Raw genomic sequence first — 18,388 nt, 5'->3', positions numbered from 1 at the left:
CGTACCTACTCGTGAGTAAGGTGTGGGGCCCGGGATGCCGACGCCACGGTCCGTCCGGTCCCGGAAGGTCCCCGACGAAGGCCGTGGAGAAGGAGCCGTGCCATGCCCCGCACCATGTCCGTGGCGGACAGCATCGTCGTCGGCGCCCCACCGGCGTACGTGTACGAACGGCTCAGCGACCCCACCGCGATGGGGCGTTGGAGCCCCGAGAACCGCGGTGCGACCGTCCGGGGAGAGCGGCGCGGCACGTACGTCGGCATGGTCTTCGAGGGCCGCAACAGGCGCGGGGCCATGGGCTGGACGACCCGGTGCACCGTGACGGCGGCCGATCCGGGCGAACGCTTCGCCTTCCGGGTCCACGCGATCGGCGTCTGGCGTCCGCGCCTCCCCGGGCCCGTGGCGACCTGGGAGTACCGCTTCGACGCGGTCGACGGCGGGACCCTCGTGACCGAGACGTGGACCGACGACCGGCGCTCCTGGCCGGACTTCGTGGCGGGCGCCTTCGACCGGGTCGCGACGGGCGGGAAGACGTTCGCGGAGTTCCAGCGCGGCAACATCCGGACCACGCTGGAGCGCCTCAGGGCCGCGGTGGAGGCGGACTTCCGGGGATCCGCCTGAACTGCTCGGAGCCCCTGGTCCCTGGCGCCTCCGGGAGTGTCCGACCCCCGGTGCACACTGGGTGTCCACGCGGGTTGTGAACGCTGAGGGACGTAGGGGCAGGGGGCGCATGGACAGGGAGAACGCCGGGTTCGAGCCCGCCACCGGGGACGGCCCGCCGCCCGGCGGGAATGGCGAGGCGCGTGCCGCTTCGGTGCGGACCGCCTTCGAGGGGCTGTTGCAGATCCGCCGTCTGACGGGTGGTGGTGGAGGGGCCGATCCGGCGGGCTCACCGGCACCGTGGGAGCTGCACCGGCCGGTACGGGCCGTCGCGCTGGCCCTGGAGAGCTCCGGAGCGAAGCCGTCCGCCGTCGACGCGGCGGGGCACCGGGTCTCCACCGGGTACCGGGTGCGGACGGGCGAAACGCCCCGGTCGGTACGGGTCGACTGGGCCGGGCCGCCGGGCAGCGGCGCAGCTCACCAGGAGGAAGAGGCGCTGGCCGGTTGTGCCGAGGTGCTGCGGCGGCTCGGCTGGACCGTGCTGCTCTACCGGGGGCCGCGCAGACGGCGGTATCTGGAGGTTGAGCCACCGGCGGGAGTTCCCGGGGCGCGGTAGTCGGACCGAGGGGCGTTGTCAGACCCATGGGAGATGCTTGACGGTCCGACACCTCTGATCAGGAGACGCCGAGATGGACAAAGACGAACTCGCCGCGGCGCAGGCGTACGTCCGCCTGCTGGAGGCCACCCGGGCCGCGCTCTCGGACCCGGAAGACGCACCCCTGTATCTGCCGCTGCTCACCTCACCGATGCGCGAGGCCGACCGCGCCCTTCGGGGAGCGGGGCTGACGGGGAACGAGGACAGGCTGTTCGCCCTGGTGCGGGAGTTGCAGCCGAGCCTGTCCGGCAGCGACCGGTAGCACGGCCTCCGCCCCGGGGCCGGTCTCAGGCCGCCCCGGTGGCGGTGGCGCCGGGCGCGAGGCCGAGCTCCGGTTCATCCGGGTCGAGAGGGGCGAAGAAGCGGGCGACCGTACGGTCGTCCACCTCGGCGAGGGTGGCCGGCTTCCACTGCGGGCTGCCGTCCTTGTCGATGATCCGGGCACGGACGCCCTCGACGAAGTCGGGCTCCTCACGGATCCGGGCGGAGACACGGAACTCCTGGTCGAGGACGGCTTCCAGGCTGCCGAGCCGGGCCGCACGGCGCAGAGCCGCCAGCGTGACCTTGAGCGCCAGGGGCGACCGTCCCCCGAGTTCCACGGCCGCCTCCGCCGCCGCGGGGGTGGCCGTGTCCTCAAGGCGTCGGAGGATCTCCTCGACGCTGTCCGTGGCGTAGCAGGCGTCGATCCAGTCGCGGTGCGCGGCCAGTTCGGCCGGCTCTCCCGGCTCTCCGGCGGGTGGCTCCTCGGAGAAATTCCGTACCGTCCGCTCGGCCTCCTCGGCGGTCACCGAAGCGGCCAGGGCTTCCGTGAGTTCCGGCAGGCGCCCCGTGGGTACGTAGTGGTCGGCGAGGCCGCAGAGCAGGGCGTCGGCCGCTCCGGCCGAGCGGCCGGTGAGCGCCAGATGGGTGCCCAGCTCGCCGGGGGCGGCGGCCAGCAGGTGGGTGCCGCCGACATCGGGCACGAACCCGATGACGGTCTCCGGCATGGCCACCCGGGAACGCTCCGTGACGATCCGGAGCGAACCGTGCGCCGACACCCCGACTCCCCCGCCCATCACGATGCCGTCCATCACGGCGACGTACGGCTTGGGGAAGCGGGCGATACGGGCGTTCAGGCGGTACTCGTCGCGCCAGAAGTCCAGCGAGGCCCGGCCTCCGGCGCGGGTGTCGTCGTGGAGCGCCCGGATGTCGCCGCCCGCGCACAGGCCCCGCTCGCCCGCCCCTGCCAGGACGACCGAGGTGACCGACCCGTCCCGCTCGGCGGCCGTGAGGGCCTCATCGATGAGCCGCACCATGGTGTGGGTGAGGGCGTTGATGGCCCGGGGGCGGTTGAGGGTGATGTGCAGGGAGCGTCCCCGGGTCTCCAGCAGGACGGGACGGTCGTCGGTCATCTGTGCGCTCCGCTCACTGGGTTCGGTGGAGACCTGGTGGCCGGACCACCGGGCGCCGCCGCCCCGGGTCCGTACCGCCATTCTGCGACTCCCCCGTCGTCGGCCGGACAGGGGGTCCGACGCCGAGGGCCTCGAGTCCGTCCGCCGCCGGTCGCGGGGGCCGGAGGCTGTTCGGGGCGTTCACGATGCTCAGGGTGTTCAGGGCGTTCAGGGCGGGAACTTCGTCGGTGCTCCGCTGTGGCACTCCGGTCCGGGCGGCTCGACAATTGAGGCCTACGGGGCGCGTCGCCGCGCGCCCCGCCGGACGACCTCCGGAGCATGCATGACGGACCACGAACGGCCGCACTACACCGATGCCGCTCCGCTCCGCCGGCTCGACCGGAGGGCCAACGGTGAGATCGGGCCGACGGAACGCCTCGCCATGAACCGGACGGGCAGTTTCGACTGGGATCTCGATGCCCGGACCCTGGACATCGACGAGGCCGGTCTCGCCGTGCTGGGGGTGGATCCGGAGACGTTCGACTCGCGTCCCGGTGCGCTGGCGGAGCGGCTGGAGCCGGCGGAGCGGGCCCGGCTGGACGTCACGATCGACGAGGCCGTCACGGGTGGCAGTAATGCGTACAACGTCCACTTCCGGGTGCCGCTGGAGGACGGGACGAACCAGTGGACCCATGTCCAGGCCCGCATCCTGCGGTCGAAGGACGGAAAGGCCCACCGGATCGTGGGGGTGGTGCGCGACGCGACGGCCGAAGTCACCCATTCGGCCTTCGTCCTCGATCTGGAAAAGCGCCGGCAGCGCCAGACCAACATCGTCGAACGCACCACCAGCGCGATGTCACGCGCGGTGACCGTGGACGATGTGACGGCCGCGCTCACCGGCCCGGGCGGGCTGGCCAGGCTGGGGGCGGACGGGCTGGCCCTCGGGCTGGTGGAGAACTCCTCGCTGAACATCGTGGCGCTGAGCGGCGAGTCGCTGGAGGCGCTCGACGGGCTGGGCTCCGGGGACCTGGAGCGCAATCTTCCGCTGGCCGACGCGATCCGCAGCGGGCGGCCCCGGTTCATCACCTCGCTGGCGGCGCTGGCCAGGCGCTACCCGGTGCTGGAGCCGCATCTGGGGCAGCTCCGGTTCCGCGCCGCAGCCTATCTGCCGCTGGTCGCCCAGGCCCGGTCGCTCGGCGGAATGGCCCTCTTCTACCGGGAGCGCACGGTCTTCAACGCCGATGAGCGGATCCTCTGCCTGGGTCTCGCGGCCATCGTGGCGCAGTCGCTCCAGCGGGCGATGCTCTTCGACGAGGAGAGGGAGTTCGCCACACAGCTCCAGTCCGCGATGCTCCCGCCCCGGATACAGGACATCGAGGGCGGCGAGATCGCGGTGCGCTACCACGCCGCGTGGAGCGGACGGCAGGTCGGCGGCGACTGGTACGACGTGATCGCCCTGCCCAAGAACCGGTACGGGCTCGTCGTCGGGGACGTCCAGGGGCACGACACCCACGCGGCGGCCATCATGGGCCAGTTGCGCATCGCCCTGCGCGCGTACGCCGCCGAGGGGCACCCACCGGCGACCGTGCTGGCGCGGGCCTCGCGCTTCCTCTCCGAGCTGGACACCGACCGCTTCGCGACCTGCACCTACGCTCAGGTCGACCTGGCGACGGGGGCGGCGCGGGTGGTGCGGGCCGGGCATCTCGGGCCGCTGATCCGGCATGCCGACGGGCGGGTCGGCAGCCCGCAGGTGCGCGGCGGGCTGCCCCTGGGGATCTCCACGGAGTTCCAGGACGAGGAGTACCCGGAGACCCGACTCGATCTGGTGCCCGGGGAGACGTTCGTGCTGTACACGGACGGCCTGGTGGAGGAGCCGGGCGCCGACCTGGACACCGGGGTGCAGGCGCTGCGGAACGAGGTGAGCGCGGGGCCCGCGGGGGCCGAGGCGCTGGCCGACCATCTCTCGGACCGGCTCTGGGAGCGGTGGGGTTCGGGGGACGACGTGGCGCTCCTGGTCCTGCGGCGCAGTCCCGATGTGGGTTCCTCGCACGCGCCCCGGCTGCACCAGTACATCCATCAGGCGGATCCGGAGGGCCTGTCGGACGCCCGGGCCATCGTGCGTCAGGCGCTCGCCGACTGGGACATGGCCGAGTTCGCCGACGACGCCGAACTGGTAACCGGTGAGCTGCTGGTGAACGTGCTCCTGCACACCGAGGGCGGGGCGGTCCTGAGCCTGGAGGTGCTGCCCGAGCCAGTGCGGCGGATCCGGCTCTCAGTACAGGACCGGTCGAGCGCCTGGCCGCGGCGGCGTACCCCGGGTGAGACCTCGACGTCGGGGCGGGGACTGCTCCTGTTGGACGCGGTCGCCACCCGGTGGGGCATCGAACCCCGGGGCGAGGGCAAGGCCGTCTGGTGCGAGATCGGTCCCGCTCCCCCGCCCGCCACCGCGCCCGCACCGGGCACCGCGGAGCGGGTCCCGCCCACCGGGCAGGGGTGAGGGGCGCAGCGGACTGGGATCGGGTCCCGGGCAGGTCCGGCGAGCCGGGGCTCGGGGAGGGCCGCGCCGGGGCGGACTCCGAGGGCGCACCGCTCGGGGTGCCGCTGGGCTCCGGCGTCTCCGTGCCGGGGGACTCCGTACCGGGGGTTGTCGGCGGCGTCGCCCCGGAGGGAGCGGATGCCGCCGGGGTCGGCTCGGTCGGGGTAAACCGGGCTCGGCCCCGGTCGGCGTGGGGGTCGGCTTCGTGCTCGGCTAGAGAGCCTTGTGCATGATGTGCAGGCCCACATAGCCCTCGGTGGGGTGGGCGAACCCATCGGGCAGGGTGCCGATCACCTCGAAGCCGATGGACTCGTAGAGCTTGACCGCACGGGTGTTGGTCTCGACCACCGCGTTGAACTGCATCGCCCGGTAGCCCGACGTACGGGCCCAGTCGACCGAGTACGCGCACAGGGCGCGCCCGACTCCCTGGCCCGAGTGCGCGGGGTCGACCATGTAGGTGGCGCTGGCCACGTGGGAGCCGTTGCCCATGTGGTTCCGGTTCATCTTCGCCGTGCCGAGGACGGTTCCCGCGTCGTCCACGGCGACGACCACGCGGCTCGGCGCGGCGACGTACCACCAGCCCCGCGCCTCCTCCTCACCGAGGTCGAGCGGGTAGGTGAGGGTCTCGCCCGCGGCGATGATCGTGTGGAAGAACGGCCATATCGCGGGCCAGTCCTCGGGCGTGGCTTCTCTGATCAGCATGTGGACATGATGCGGGGCCCGAAGGCGTGTGCGCGAACCACTTTCTCTCCCTGCCGCGAACCCTGGTGCGTGCCTAACCGTCTTTCCTCCGACGCCATCCCAGCCTGGTCAGCAGCCGTTGCCGGCCCGGTGCCCGTACGGCGGAGGGTGTCTCCAGGCCCGGGGAGAACGAAGGCGGGGCCGGCGGCTGAGCGGCAGGGGTGAGGACCGGTGCGGCGACCACGGCCGACGCGGGCGCCGGAGGTGGCTCCGGGGCTGGATCCCCGGTCCGTTCGGGGGCTGGATCCCAGGCTGGCCCCGAAGCTGGGTTCCGGGCTGGTTTCCACGTCGGTCCCGAGGCTGGGTTCCGGGCCGGACGCCAGGTCGGTTCCGGGGACGGTTTCGCCGCTGCCTTCGGGACGGGTGTCGGGGCGGGCCTCGGCGTGGCGGGCACCGCCGCCCCGGGGTCGTCGCCCGGGTGTGGGGCCGGCCTGTCCTCACGGGCCTGTTCCAGACTCAGCGTCAGATTGATCCGCCGCCACAGGATCTCGTCGGGGTCGTCCGCCAGCATCAGCTCCCCCACCGCTTCCCGGGCCGGCAACGAGCCCGGCCGTCCGAAGACGGGCTCCGGCCTCACCCGTACGAGATAGGCGCGCTCATAGGGGTCCTCCACCACCTCCGCCAGGTGGGCGGAGTCCAGAGCGGACGCCTCCACGGCGGCGCGGGCCCAGGGGTCCTCGGTGCGCCGCAGCATGCGTTCGATGCGCTGGGCCCGCCAGTTGCGCGCCCTGCGGTCGCCGCCCGCCTCCAGCCTCGTACGCATCTCCTGGGGCATCCGGCCGCCGAGCAGTGCGGGCTCCCGCACCGCGAACGAGGCCAACTCGTCGGCGAGATAGAGCCAGACCACCGCCCGGTAGCGGTTCAGATAGAACGTGACCGGTGAGAAGCAGCCCGCCCGGGCCAGCCGGGTGAACCTGGCGGGGACGATGCCGAGCAGCGCCGCGCCCTCCGCGGTGCCGACCGTGCGCACCCGCTCCACCAGCCCGTCGAGGTGTCCCGGCTCCTCGCGCAGCCGCGCGACCTGCCGTTCCCGCACCCTCGGCCGCCCGCCGCCGGGCATTTCGGTGACGGCGATCAGCCCGAGATGCACGGCAAGCTCGAACTCGTTGCGCCGAAGCCCCAGTTCCTGTGCGGCGCGGCCCGCGGCCACCGTGGCACCCGTCGTGGCGGGCGGGACGTGCGCGCCCGGGTCCCGGGTCCCGCCCGTGCCCGCGTCCTGGACCTCGGACGTGTCCTCCCGCGTGTCGTACGTGCCTCCGACACAGGCGGGAATCGCTTCCTTGACCGTCATGACCGACCTCCCCGTGAACTTCGAATACTCTCCGTAATCACGGTAGCTTCGCGGGGCCGCTTCCGGTCAGCCTGTGGATAACTCTCCCTGGTGGGCGAATCCGCAGGTCGGAGGGTCGGTGACGCGCAGGGACGGGGTCAGAGGGGGCCGATGTCCTCGGGGCCGCCCTGGCGGGCCGCCACTCCGAGGTGCTCACCCACGCGGTTGACGAGCAGGGTCATCTCGTAGGCAACCTGCCCCACGTCGGCCTCGGCCTCGGTCAGCACGGACAGGCAGCTGCCGTCGCCCGCTGCGGTCACGAAGAGCAGGGCCTCGTCGAACTCGACCATCGTCTGACGGGCCCGCCCGGCCCGGAAGTGGCGTCCCGAGCCGCGTGCCAGACTGTGCAGCCCGGAGGAGACCGCAGCCAGGTGTTCGGCGTCCTCCCTGGCCAGTTGGGTGCTGGCCCCGGTGACCAGGCCGTCGTTCGACAGCACGAGCGCGTGCCGTATGTGCCGCACCCTCGTGGTGAGATCGTCAAGGAGCCAGTCGAGTCCCCGGTCAAGCGCCATCTGTGCGTCCTCCCCGTGCCTTCGTTCCCCGTTTCCCCGCTACGCGCGTAAGCCTTGCGCACCACCTCCGTACGGGCAAGCGCCCCCTTCCGCCCGGGGCGCCGCTTCGCGCCACGGCGGCGGCGGGCCCAGGATGAGCGCATGGCACATCACATGACCGAGGAAGAATGGCGGGCGTTCCTCTCCGAAGGCACCCGCACCGCGAAGGTCTCGACCGTACGGGCCGACGGCAGCCCGCACATCGCGCCCGTCTGGTTCCTGCTCGACGGCGACTCACTGGTCTTCAACACCGGCGAGAAGAGCGTGAAGGGCCGCAATCTGGCCCGCGACGGGCGGGTCTCCCTCTGCGTCGACGACGACCGTCCGCCCTACGCGTTCGCCGTGGTGCAGGGGCATGCGGAGCTGAGCGAGGACCCGGAGGAGCTGCTGCGGTGGGCGACGCGGATCGCCGGCCGGTACGTCGGGGCGGAGGCCGCCGAGGAGTTCGGCCGGCGCAACGGCGTACCCGGTGAGCTGGTGGTACGGGTCCGGATCGACAAGGTGATCGCCCTGGCCGACATGGCCGGCTGAACGGCCGCGCCCCACCGGTCGGGCGATCGGCCCGTCAGCCGGTGGGCGGGTCAGCTCACGGAGTCGAGGAGCCGGGCGGTGTGCACACGCCCGGCGTACTCGACCGTACGGATCAGGACATCCTTGCCGGAATCGCGGTCACGCGCGTCGCACAGCACCACGGGCGTGCCCCGGTCCAGGTCGAGGGCGTGCGACACATCGTCGACCGTGCAGGCCCGGGCTCCGGGGAAGCGGTTGACGGCGACGACGAACGGTATGCGCCGGCGCTCGAAGTAGTCGACGGCGGCGAAGCAGTCCTCCAGCCGCCGGGTGTCGGCAAGGACGACCGCCGCCAGCGCACCCTCGGACAGTTCGTCCCACAGGAACCAGAAACGGTCCTGGCCGGGTGTGCCGAACAGGTAGAGCGACAGACCGGCGTGGAGGGTAATACGGCCGAAATCCATCGCTACGGTCGAGGCGGTCTTCCGTGCCACCACTTCCGTGTCGTCCACTCCCCGCCCGGCCTCGCTGAGCGGTTCCTCGGTCCGCAGCGGCCGGATGTCGCTGACCGCGCCGACCAGGGTCGTCTTCCCGGCCCCGAAGCCGCCCGCCACCAGGATCTTCAGCGCCATCGTGGTGACGCCGTCCCCGTAGGCGCTGTACGTGCGGCGGGCGCTGGGGGTGTTCCGTACATCGTGGGCGTTCCCGACGTGCTCAGAGGACATCGGCCACTCCTCCCGCGTGTGAGCCGCACACCGTGGCGAAGCTCGGTTCAGCTGTTCGGACATCGCTGCCGGGACAGCATGGCAACCCGTCGCACGGCCCGCGCCGGTTGTCCGTTCTTGATCGATCCGGATCCCGCCCGCCCACTCCTGCCGCATATCGTCCTGGTGGGGCGTGGCCTCTACACTGGTTTCTTTCGGTCGCGGCAAGGGAGAGAGCAAGGTGTCGACAGGTACCGGCGGCGGTTTCCAGGATCCGCCCGCCGAGGTGCTGGCCGAGGCCGCGGCCGCGTTCGGGCTCCTGGCGACACCGGCCAGGCTGCATATCGTGTGGGCCCTGGCCCAGGGGGAGAGCGATGTGACGGGTCTGGCCGAGCGGGTGGGCGGCACGCTCCCCTCGGTCAGCCAGCATCTGACCAAGCTCAAGCTGGCCGGTCTGGTGCGTTCGCGCCGTGAAGGCCGCCGGCAGGTGTATCTGGTGGACGATCCGGGTGTGGTGACGGTGGTCCGGCTCATGGTCGGCCAGCTCGCCGAGCGCGCCGGGCACCCGGCACAGGAGCCCGTCCGCCTGCGTGAACTCGGTGCCTGAGGGCAGCGCAGCCGCGGGACCCGGCCGGGCCGATCCCGGCGCGTCGGCCTCCGTGACACCGTTCCCGGGCGTCGATGCCTCGGCACCGGAGTCCGGGCCGGGGTTCCGGTCGGAGTCCGTCCCGGGGGCCGTACGGGAGTCCGCACCGAGGGCGGTCGGTGGTGCGGGCTCCGGTTCCCCCGGTCCGCCTGCCGGTGCCGGGCCCGGCACGGGCCAGGTGAAGACCTCCCTGGAGATACTGCGCTCGCTGGACAGCGGGCCGCGCGGCCTGGTGGAGGCGCGGGCCGAGGAGCGGCTCGCCCGGTTCGGGGAGAACGTGCTGCCCGCCTGGCGGCCGGTTCCGTGGCCCCGGCGCTTCGTCCGCAGTCTCCGGGACCCGTTCACCTCCGTACTGCTCTGCCTGGGTCTGGTCTCGGCCGTCGTCTCCGCCTGGGGAACCGCCTGCGTGATCCTGGCCCTGGTCGCGGTCAGCTGTCTGCTGCGCTCCGCGGAGGAGCACCGGGCCGACCGTTCGACGGCGGATCTGCGGGATCTGGTGGCGACGACGGCGACCGTCGTGCGCCGGGCCTCCCCGGACGCGGTGCCCCTGGAGCGGGAAGTACCGGTGGCCGATCTGGTGCCCGGCGATGTGATCCGGCTGGGTCCGGGCGACCTCGTACCCGCCGATGTGCAGGTGCTGCGCGCGGGCGGGCTCACGGTGCACCAGTCGGCCCTGACCGGCGAGTCGGCTCCGGTGGCGAAGCACCCCCTCGACACGCCGGACCCCGCGCTCGCCGCGGCCGGCCCCTTCGCCCAGCCTCAGCTGTGCTTCCAGGGCAGCAGTGTGACGTCCGGCAGCGGCACGGCGGTGATCGTGGCGACCGGCGGGGCGACCCGGTTCGCCGCCGCGCACGACGGCCGCGCCCGGCAGCGGGGCGCCAGCGCCTTCGACCGGTCGGTGCAGGGGATCTCCTGGACACTCATCCGGTTCATGCTGCTCACCCCGCCGCTGGTGCTGATGGCCAATGCGGCACTGCGGGGCCGGGGGCTGGAGACCCTGCCCTTCGCCGTCGCGGTGGCGGTGGGGCTGACGCCCGAGATGCTGCCCGTCATCGTCACGACGGCGCTCGCCCGGGGCGCGGCCCGGCTCGCCCGTACCAGCGGGGTCATCGTCAAACGGCTGCCCGCCCTGCACGACCTGGGTGCGGTCGACGTGCTGTGCCTGGACAAGACGGGGACGCTGACCGAGGACCGGCCCGTCGTGGCGGCGGCGGTCGACGGGGCGGACCGGCCCGATCCCGAGGTGCTGCGGTGGGCGGCGCTCAGCGCGCTGTGGACCCTCCAGCTGGCGGAGCTTCCCGCGCCGGACGCCCTCGACGAAGCGGTGCTGGACGCAGCGGAGGAGGGCGAGGGGTGGGGGGCGTGCGCCGGGTACGAGGGGGTGGCCGCGCTGCCCTTCGATCCGGTGCGGCGGGTGGCGACCGCGGTGGTCCGGCCGCCCGGCAGGCTCGGCGTCCACACCCTGGTGACCAAGGGGGCTGTGGAGGCGGTGCTGGAGCGGTGCCTGCTGGACGGGGACGAGCGGGAGCGGCTGCTCGCCCTGGCGGACCGGAAGGCGGAGTCGGGGCTGCGGTTGCTGGCCGTGGCCCGCGCCGACCGGCCCGCCCGGCCGGGCGCGTACACCCCGGCGGACGAACGCGGGCTGACCTTCGTGGGCCTGGTCGCGCTGCGGGACGTCCCGGCGCCGAGCGCCGCCGAGGCCCTGGGCGTGCTGGCCCGGCGCGGGGTGACGGTCAAGGTACTGACCGGCGACCACCCGGGGACGGCCGCCCGCGCCTGCGTGGACCTGGGCCTGGGCCTGCGTACGGGTACCGGCACAGGAGCCGGGTCGGGTGCGGATCCGGGCGCCGGGTCCGGGGCGGAACCGGGCACGGATGCGGGCGTGGGGTCCGGCGCGGATGCGGGCCGCACCATCGCGTACGGCGACGTGGTGACCGCCGAACTGGTGGACACCCTGTCCGACGCGGAGCTGGCGCGGGTCGCGGACCGGGCGACGGTGTTCGCGCGCTGCACCCCCGAGCACAAGGCCCGGATCGTCTCGGCACTGCGTGCCGCCGGGCACACCACCGGATTCCTCGGCGACGGCGTCAACGATCTGCCCGCCCTGCACGCGGCCGATGTCGGCATCTGTCCGCGCAACGCGGTCGACGTGGCGCGCGAGGCGGCGGACGTCGTGCTGGCGGAGAAGGACCTCACCGCGATCGACCGGGCGGTGCTGGCGGGGCGGCACAGCAGCGGGAACATCGCCACCTATCTGCGCATCACGCTCTCCTCCAACCTGGGCAACGTCATCGCCATGCTGACGGCCGGGCTGATGCTGCCCTTCCTCCCCATGCTCCCGGCACAGGTGCTGGTGCAGAACCTCTGCTTCGACGCGGCGCAGCTCGCCTTCGCCTTCGACCGCCCGGCGGCGTCGGCCCTGCGCAGGCCCGCGGTCCTGCGCTCGCGCGACTTCCTCCGTTTCATCACCGGTTTCGGACTGCTCAACGCCGCCGCCGACCTCGCCACCTTCGGCGTGCTGGCGCTCGCCCTGCACAACGCGGCCGGGGACGGCGAGGCGGCGTTCCACGCCGGGTGGTTCACGGAGAACCTGCTGACCCAGGCCCTCGTGATGGTCCTCCTGCGGACGGGGCGCAGCGCCGCCGAGCGGCGGGCCGGAGGGCCGTTGCGGGCGGCGGCGGCCGGGCTCGCCGTGACGGGCGTCCTGCTCCCCCTGACGCCGGTGGGACCGCTGCTGGGGATGAGCGCCCTGCCGCCGCTCTACTACCTGCTGCTCGGCTCGGTGCTGGGGCTGTACGCGGTGGGGCTCACGGCGGCCCGGAGGCGGTACGAGCGACGGCATCCGGCCGGTGACGAGAGCGGGCGGGGCCTGCGGAAGGCCGACGCGGAGCGCTGAGACGGGGCGCCGGGACCGAGCGTCGAGGGTGTGCGCCGGGAAGAGCGTCGGGGGGTGGCCGTCCGACCGCCGCACGACAGTTGTACAGTTGCGCAAAGCGGCAACTGTTGTCGCGCGGACGGAGAGAAGGGCGGGACCAGAATGTTGCGCAACGGCCTGGAGCCCTGGCACCTGTTGATCCTGGCCGTCGTGGTGGTCGTGCTCTTCGGCTCGAAGAAGCTGCCCGACACGGCCCGCGCCCTGGGGAAGTCGATGCGCATCCTCAAGAGCGAGGCGAAGGCCATGAAGGACGACGAAGCCCGCTGACGCCGCCCCGGGCCCCGGGACTCCGGGGACCGGCGTCCCGGATCGCGCATCGGGTGCCGTTCTTCCGGCCGCCGTTCATTTCACGGCTTGCGCAATCCGGGAACCACACGGGCGGCGCGGGACGTTCGTATCAATAGCGGCCACATGTAGTGACAGCGACACAGCACGGATCGCAGGATCAAGGATCATCCGATCCATCACACGTGCGGACCGACGGAACACAGACAGAGCACTGGAGGAAATTCATGGGTGTGAGCCTGGCCAAGGGCGGCAACGTCTCCCTGTCGAAGGAGGCCCCGGGCCTGACGGCCGTCACGGTCGGCCTCGGCTGGGACGTCCGGACCACGACCGGAGCCGATCACGACCTGGATGCCAGTGCGCTGCTGTGCTCCGCGGCGGGCAAGGTCCTCTCCGACTCCCACTTCGTCTTCTACAACAACCTCAACAGCCCCGACGGTTCCGTCCGCCACACCGGTGACAACCTGACGGGTGAGGGCGAGGGCGACGACGAGTCGATCGAGGTCGACCTGGCCTCGGTCCCCGCCGAGGTCGCGAAGATCGTGTTCCCGGTCTCCATCCATGACGCGCAGAGCCGGGGCCAGAGCTTCGGCCAGGTGCGCAACGCGTTCATCCGCGTGGTCAACCGGGCGAACGGCGTGGAGTTGGCCCGCTACGACCTGAGCGAGGACGCCTCCACCGAGACCGCGATGGTCTTCGGCGAGCTGTACCGGCACGGCGCGGAGTGGAAGTTCCGGGCCGTCGGCCAGGGGTACGCCTCGGGTCTGGCCGGTATCGCGTCGGACTACGGCGTCAACGTCTGAGCGACGGCACGGATGTGAGCGCCCGGATGCCCGGACCGGAAGCCGGTCCGGGCGTCCGGACTGTTCTGGGTGGCGCGCTTCGGTGACGTCCGCGGTGGTGACGGACCGGCGGTGGTCGTCCAGCGGCGTTCCGTCCGGGCGTCGGCTGCGCGATCATGTCCGCATGGCCGATGACCACCACACCCATGTCCTGGACTTCTTCACCCCGCGCGCGGTCGGCTGGGACGGCCGGTTTCCCGATGACGGCCCGGCCTACGCCACCGCGGCCGGTCTACTCGGGCTGCGGCCGGGGGACGCCGTGCTCGACGCCGGCTGCGGAACCGGGCGAGCACTTCCTGCACTGCGCGCGGCCGTCGGGCCACGGGGGACGGTGCTGGGCGCCGACCTCACCCCCGCGATGCTGGAGCGGGCGGCACAGGCGGGACGAGGAGAGAGCGGCACGCTGCTGCGCGCCGATGTCGCACGGCTTCCGCTGCGCGACGGGGTGCTGGACGCGGTGTTCGGTGCCGGGCTGATCTCGCATCTGGCCCGTCCCGAGGCCGATACGGCGGAGCTGGCGCGGGTGGTGCGGCCGGGCGGGGTGCTGGCCCTGTTCCACCCGATCGGCCGGGCCGCCCTGGCCGCGCGCCACGGGCGTGCCCTCACGGACGACGACCTGCGGGCCGAGCCCAGGCTGCGGGCCCTGCTGGCCGGTTCCGGTTGGCGGCTGGACTCGTACGTCGACGAGGACGACCGCTTCCTCGCCCTCGCCGTGCGTCAGCCCTGACACAGGCGCCACGCATCAGCGCCGAGCCGGTCGGTCTGTGCGTCTGTGCGTCTGTGCGTCTGTGCGTCTGTGCGTCTGTGCGTCTGTGCGTCTGTGCACATGCTCGCGCAGTGCATCGCCTGCCCCGCTCCCGTCAGCTGGCACAAATACACGGCTTCGCCCCCGGCCACGGCGCGGATCACTCGGCGGGCGCCTCTGTCGGTCGCCGGTGGCCGGGGACCGGGCAGCCTCGGACGCCCGGGGTGGGGAACGTACCGAGGGCGGCGACCTCATAGCCGTCCGGGTACCCCTTGATCTCCGGGTTCTGGCGTGCGTAGTGCGGCTTGCGCCGGGGCGGGAGGAGCCGGACGGCGCGGGCGCGGAGGCGCAGGGCGCCCCGGGTCAGTCCACGTGCCACGGGCCCTGGGCGGTCGTAGCGGAACGCCCGCAGCAACGAGTCGTCCAGGAGGGCGAGGCTGGCGCCCCGGACCAGCGGGGCGAGCGGGGCCGGGTACCAGGAGGCCATGAGTGCCAAAGTCCCGTCGGCGACCCGGCGGGCTCCCTCGTCCCAGCCGAAGTGCTCGCGCTCGTAGGTGTCGAGGGTGTGCTCGAAGTCCTCGTAACTCTGCGGGAGGTCCTTGATGCCCATCCGGGCGCCCAGGGTGCGGTAGTAGGCGGCGAAGGCCCGCAGTTCGTGGTCGGAGAGTCGGCGCCACCCGAACTCGTCCAGCCAGCGCTTCGGGGTGACGACGAAGGTGCACAGGACGTAGCGCATGTCGTCGTTGCTGATGTCGTAGCTGCGGTGCATCTGGTTGATCCGGCGGACGGCCGTGCGGCCCTCCTCGGTGTCGAATCCGTGTTCCACCACGGCGTCCAGGAGCAGGGCGGTGTCGTCGTACCTCTTCTGCGTACGCTCCGTCAGCTCTGCTGTCTCATCGAGGAGTCGGCCGATGCTGGGTACGGCATAGGTGCGGTAGAGGGCCAGTTCGAGGGCGCGGGTGACGTCCCAGGGGAACTCGTAGGTCACGGTGAGGCGGTAGATCTCCAGGAAGTCCCGCTCCGGGTCGAGTCGCCGAATCTCTTTCAGCCGGTCGTACCGCTGGACCATGCTCTTCCCCTCGTTCGTCGGAAGCTCCGATCCTACGGCGACCGCCCCTCCCGCTCCGGTGCTTCCCGGTCCTTCCCGGCCACGGCGGACCGGTCGGACGTATCTGTCGAAAGAGCTGCCGGGAGACGGTCAAGAGTGCGGCCGATCCGGACTTTCGCCGTCGGCCAGGGCCTCGACGGCGAGGTTACCGAGTAGTTAAGGTGCGCCGGACGGGCGACCGGGGATCGGGACGAGGAGGACACTGTGGCCGGTGCGGACACCGAAGACGCGCTGCTGGTGCTGACCGCGGTACTGCTGACCCCCGCCCGGTTCCCCGGGGTACTGGGCGACGACTACGTGGCCGCCTGCGGGGCGCTCGCCCTCGAACCGTACGAGCGGGGGTACGGCCTCGTCCTCGGGCAGGACGGCGACGGGGCCCGCTGGACCGTGGTCGTCGACGACGCCTCCCTGGTGGCCGTGGCCATCGCCGCGTGGGACTGCGGCATGGCGTACGACCTCTCCCCCGACGAGCGCACCGTGGTGTGCGCGCTGCCCGGCTGGCCACTCGCCCTGGCCGTCGCCGCGCCCGGGGTGCCCGCCCCGCACGACCCGGAGACCGACGGCGCGGGTCCCGCCCCGCTCGCTCCTCCGGACCCGGACTCCTGGGGCCCCGCGCAACGGAGGCTCGGGGCCGACGAGATCGCGGAGCGGTGGACCGTGTGGCGGGAGCAGATCGACGATACGGGGTCCGGCCCACAGGTCCAGGAGAACGCCGCCGAGGGGCACCGGCGCGGGCAGGCGGAGAAGGAAGCGGCGGAGAGGCCGACGGCTGACGGGGGCGCGGCCGACGGGGAGGCGCAGGCTGGTGACGCTGTCACCGGGCCGAGGCATCCCGGCGTACGGCGGGCCTTGGCGGAGGCGCGCGCCTACACGGAGACTCCCCCGCCGCCCGGCCGGATCCGCTCCGTCTTCGCCTCCGCCGACACCCGCACCCTGCGGGTCGACGGCCCGGGGTGGTCGATGGTCGCCCGGACCGACGACGTGGCGCTGATCCTGCTGGACGAGGAGCCGGGCGAGGTCTTCCCGGTCGGCCGCGGGCCCTCGCTGCCCGGCCTGCTCGAGGCCCTGGACGCGCTCGCGCCGCGTCCGGCCTGACCCTGGCTCCGGCCGGATGCCGGACTCACGCCCCCGACGGGATGTCCGGCACCGACCGTGCGCGGCCGCCCCGCCGGTCTCCGGGACGGTGGCAAGCAGACGGATGGGGAGACATGACCTGCGTTCAGCGGCCGATCTGCTTGTTGTTGATCCTGCGGAGTCTGCGCCGCTGGGACGGGTCCAGCAGCAGATAGCCGGCGGCCGGGACGCCGATCACCACCAGCAGCGCCCACCAGAATCCGATCAGGGGCCACAGGACGGCCGCAGCCACCACCCCCGCGACAGCGACCTTCGCACCGTTCGACATGGTCCACGCCTCCTTCGCGGCACGACGCCGCTCCTGTTCACTCAACGCACCCGCACGTTCTTACGTTCCCCCTGTTTCCCCCCATTCGCCCTGCCGGTATCCCTCAGCAGCCCCGCCGGTATACCCCGGCGGAGGGGAGCGCCCACCTCGTGCATATGGGTCAGCCCCTGGCGGTAGGAGTCGACGAGTCCGGTCTCCGTGTACGGGATGCCGAGGGATCGGCAGTGCGCCCTGACCAGGGGCTGGGCCAGCCGCAGGTGGGGCCGGGGCATGCTCGGGAACAGGTGGTGTTCGATCTGGTAGTTGAGGCCGCCGAGGAACCAGTCGGTGAGGAGTGAGCCGCGCACGTTGCGTGAGGTGAGCACCTGGCGCCGCAGATGGTCCCAGCGGTCCCCGTCCGGGTCGGGCATCTCCATGCCCTTGTGGTTCGGGGCGAAGGCCAGGCCCAGGTGGAGACCGAACAGGGCGTGGAGCAGCAGGGCGAAGACGACGGCCCTGCCCGGGGACAGGGTGGTCAGCAGCAGGGTCGCGTACAGCGCGATGTGCCCGGTCATCAGCAGGGCCGAGACCGCGCGCTCCCCGGCCCGCTGACGGCGCAGGAACTGGAAGCCGTAGACCTTCAGGGCCACGCCTTCGAGCAGCAGCATCGGGAAGAACAGTCTCGCCTGATTGCGGGCCAGCCGGCGGGCGAACCCCTCGCGCCCCATGGCCTGCTGCTGCGTCCAGACCAGGGCGCCGACGCCGACGTCGGGGTCCTTGTCGACGTGGTTGGGGTTGGCGTGGTGACGTATGTGCTTGTCGTTCCACCAGGCCTCGTTCATACCGAGGAGCAGATTCGCGTGGATCAGGCCGATCCACCGGCTCACCCGGCGGTCACCGGATATCTGGGAGTGGCCCGCGTCATGGGCGAGGAAGGCCGTGCGGGTCCACAGAAGGGCCAGCGGGAGGGTGAGCAAGAGGCTCCACCAGGTGTCGCCCAGCGATACGAGCACGGTGATCACCACGCCCAGGGCCACCGTGTTGGCCCCGATGTCGAGCACATAGCGGCCGGTGCGCCGGTCGAGCAGGCCCTGTCCCTTCACCGCACGCAGCAGGGGGGCGAAGTCGCTTCCGGCACCCGGTGGCCCGGTCCGGTCCGAACCGCTGTCACCGGCGTGACCCGCCCCGACGTGATCGGCGGAATCCGCAACGGCGGCTGTCGCTTGGAGCATGGTGCCTCCGGTCTCCAAAACCTGCGCTGACCTCATAAAACGTACGGATCGGCGGCTGTCCGTGACCATGACGCCACCACCCCGGTCACCCTGGGGCAGACCCCCGCACTCCGGGGTGGTGCCAGCCACACCATGACCACCGACCAGCCCCAGCAAGTGACCTGAATCACAGCGAGGGGCCATGTGTCACGGGCGCGAGTGGAGTACCCTCGGCGGCTCG

General features: G+C 72.6%; 19 protein-coding genes. 11 read left to right on the top strand and 8 right to left on the bottom strand.

The annotated features are described in order from the left end of the window. The first annotated feature begins 102 nt into the window (after window positions 1–102). From ACQ9ZG_RS32765 to ACQ9ZG_RS32755, 3 genes are all read left to right on the top strand, one after another. The gene (locus ACQ9ZG_RS32765; RefSeq protein ID WP_109916064.1) at window positions 103–618 is read left to right on the top strand and encodes an SRPBCC family protein; all 516 of its coding nucleotides are present in this window, start codon (window positions 103–105) and stop codon (window positions 616–618) included. A 109-nt stretch (window positions 619–727) separates the two neighbouring features. Beyond that, on the top strand, window positions 728–1,213 hold the full coding sequence (locus ACQ9ZG_RS32760) for a hypothetical protein (RefSeq protein WP_109916063.1): 486 nt from the start codon (window positions 728–730) through the stop codon (window positions 1,211–1,213). Between the two features lie 73 nt (window positions 1,214–1,286). Next, on the top strand, window positions 1,287–1,514 hold the full coding sequence (locus tag ACQ9ZG_RS32755) for a hypothetical protein (RefSeq protein ID WP_015606445.1): 228 nt from the start codon (window positions 1,287–1,289) through the stop codon (window positions 1,512–1,514). A gap of 25 nt (window positions 1,515–1,539) precedes the next feature. On the opposite strand, the gene ACQ9ZG_RS32750 is transcribed toward ACQ9ZG_RS32755, so the two are convergent. Further along, on the bottom strand, window positions 1,540–2,643 hold the full coding sequence (locus ACQ9ZG_RS32750) for an enoyl-CoA hydratase/isomerase family protein (RefSeq protein ID WP_109916066.1): 1,104 nt from the start codon (window positions 2,641–2,643) through the stop codon (window positions 1,540–1,542). 322 nt (window positions 2,644–2,965) lie between these two features. Here ACQ9ZG_RS32750 and ACQ9ZG_RS32745 point away from each other — a divergent pair, with 322 nt between their 5' ends. Continuing rightward, complete coding sequence (locus tag ACQ9ZG_RS32745; protein WP_109916062.1) at window positions 2,966–5,119, top strand: SpoIIE family protein phosphatase; 2,154 nt, start codon at window positions 2,966–2,968, stop codon at window positions 5,117–5,119. A gap of 252 nt (window positions 5,120–5,371) precedes the next feature. On the opposite strand, the gene ACQ9ZG_RS32740 is transcribed toward ACQ9ZG_RS32745, so the two are convergent. The 3 genes from ACQ9ZG_RS32740 to ACQ9ZG_RS32730 form a co-directional block, all read right to left on the bottom strand. Next, window positions 5,372–5,860: a GNAT family N-acetyltransferase gene (locus ACQ9ZG_RS32740; RefSeq protein WP_109915555.1), complete on the bottom strand. Its 489-nt coding sequence runs from the start codon at window positions 5,858–5,860 to the stop codon at window positions 5,372–5,374. 73 nt (window positions 5,861–5,933) lie between these two features. Beyond that, a complete protein-coding gene (locus tag ACQ9ZG_RS32735) occupies window positions 5,934–7,190 on the bottom strand; it encodes a DUF6397 family protein (protein WP_109915556.1) in 1,257 nt (418 codons plus the stop codon). 137 nt (window positions 7,191–7,327) lie between these two features. Continuing rightward, window positions 7,328–7,741, bottom strand: coding sequence for a roadblock/LC7 domain-containing protein (locus ACQ9ZG_RS32730; RefSeq protein WP_028417772.1), 414 nt, complete (start codon window positions 7,739–7,741; stop codon window positions 7,328–7,330). 141 nt (window positions 7,742–7,882) lie between these two features. Between ACQ9ZG_RS32730 and ACQ9ZG_RS32725 the strand changes: the two genes are divergently transcribed. Then, window positions 7,883–8,311: a PPOX class F420-dependent oxidoreductase gene (locus ACQ9ZG_RS32725; protein ID WP_028417773.1), complete on the top strand. Its 429-nt coding sequence runs from the start codon at window positions 7,883–7,885 to the stop codon at window positions 8,309–8,311. Window positions 8,312–8,361: 50 nt separating this feature from the next. Here ACQ9ZG_RS32725 and ACQ9ZG_RS32720 read toward each other — a convergent pair whose 3' ends face one another. Continuing rightward, entirely contained in the window at window positions 8,362–8,922 is a 561-nt protein-coding gene (locus ACQ9ZG_RS32720) for a GTP-binding protein (protein ID WP_109915557.1), read from the bottom strand. Window positions 8,923–9,235: 313 nt separating this feature from the next. On the opposite strand from ACQ9ZG_RS32720, the gene ACQ9ZG_RS32715 reads away from it, so the two are divergent. The 5 genes from ACQ9ZG_RS32715 (at window position 9,236) to ACQ9ZG_RS32695 (ending at window position 14,429) form a co-directional block, all read left to right on the top strand. Then, window positions 9,236–9,601, top strand: coding sequence for an ArsR/SmtB family transcription factor (locus tag ACQ9ZG_RS32715; RefSeq protein WP_018487739.1), 366 nt, complete (start codon window positions 9,236–9,238; stop codon window positions 9,599–9,601). 52 nt (window positions 9,602–9,653) lie between these two features. Beyond that, on the top strand, window positions 9,654–12,536 hold the full coding sequence (locus ACQ9ZG_RS32710) for an HAD-IC family P-type ATPase (RefSeq protein ID WP_499281658.1): 2,883 nt from the start codon (window positions 9,654–9,656) through the stop codon (window positions 12,534–12,536). A 141-nt stretch (window positions 12,537–12,677) separates the two neighbouring features. Next, on the top strand, window positions 12,678–12,842 hold the full coding sequence (gene tatA / locus ACQ9ZG_RS32705) for a Sec-independent protein translocase subunit TatA (protein WP_018487737.1): 165 nt from the start codon (window positions 12,678–12,680) through the stop codon (window positions 12,840–12,842). Between the two features lie 245 nt (window positions 12,843–13,087). After that, complete coding sequence (locus ACQ9ZG_RS32700) at window positions 13,088–13,663, top strand: TerD family protein (RefSeq protein ID WP_018487736.1); 576 nt, start codon at window positions 13,088–13,090, stop codon at window positions 13,661–13,663. Window positions 13,664–13,826: 163 nt separating this feature from the next. Next, a complete protein-coding gene (locus ACQ9ZG_RS32695; protein ID WP_109915550.1) occupies window positions 13,827–14,429 on the top strand; it encodes a class I SAM-dependent methyltransferase in 603 nt (200 codons plus the stop codon). 178 nt (window positions 14,430–14,607) lie between these two features. Here ACQ9ZG_RS32695 and ACQ9ZG_RS32690 read toward each other — a convergent pair whose 3' ends face one another. Continuing rightward, complete coding sequence (locus ACQ9ZG_RS32690) at window positions 14,608–15,516, bottom strand: oxygenase MpaB family protein (RefSeq protein WP_109915549.1); 909 nt, start codon at window positions 15,514–15,516, stop codon at window positions 14,608–14,610. A gap of 243 nt (window positions 15,517–15,759) precedes the next feature. On the opposite strand from ACQ9ZG_RS32690, the gene ACQ9ZG_RS32685 reads away from it, so the two are divergent. Continuing rightward, the gene (locus ACQ9ZG_RS32685) at window positions 15,760–16,650 is read left to right on the top strand and encodes a hypothetical protein (protein ID WP_109915548.1); all 891 of its coding nucleotides are present in this window, start codon (window positions 15,760–15,762) and stop codon (window positions 16,648–16,650) included. 124 nt (window positions 16,651–16,774) lie between these two features. Here ACQ9ZG_RS32685 and ACQ9ZG_RS32680 read toward each other — a convergent pair whose 3' ends face one another. Both ACQ9ZG_RS32680 and ACQ9ZG_RS32675 read right to left on the bottom strand, forming a co-directional pair. Next, window positions 16,775–16,957: a tail-anchor membrane protein gene (locus tag ACQ9ZG_RS32680; protein ID WP_053216704.1), complete on the bottom strand. Its 183-nt coding sequence runs from the start codon at window positions 16,955–16,957 to the stop codon at window positions 16,775–16,777. 41 nt (window positions 16,958–16,998) lie between these two features. After that, entirely contained in the window at window positions 16,999–18,168 is a 1,170-nt protein-coding gene (locus ACQ9ZG_RS32675) for an acyl-CoA desaturase (RefSeq protein WP_109915547.1), read from the bottom strand. Window positions 18,169–18,388: the final 220 nt, after the last annotated feature.

The sequence above is a fragment of the Streptomyces araujoniae genome (assembly GCF_050871195.1).
Classification (GTDB): Bacteria; Actinomycetota; Actinomycetes; order Streptomycetales; family Streptomycetaceae; genus Streptomyces; species Streptomyces bacillaris.
Note: the sequence above shows the minus strand (reverse complement) of the source record. Positions and strands in the feature narration are given on the sequence as shown.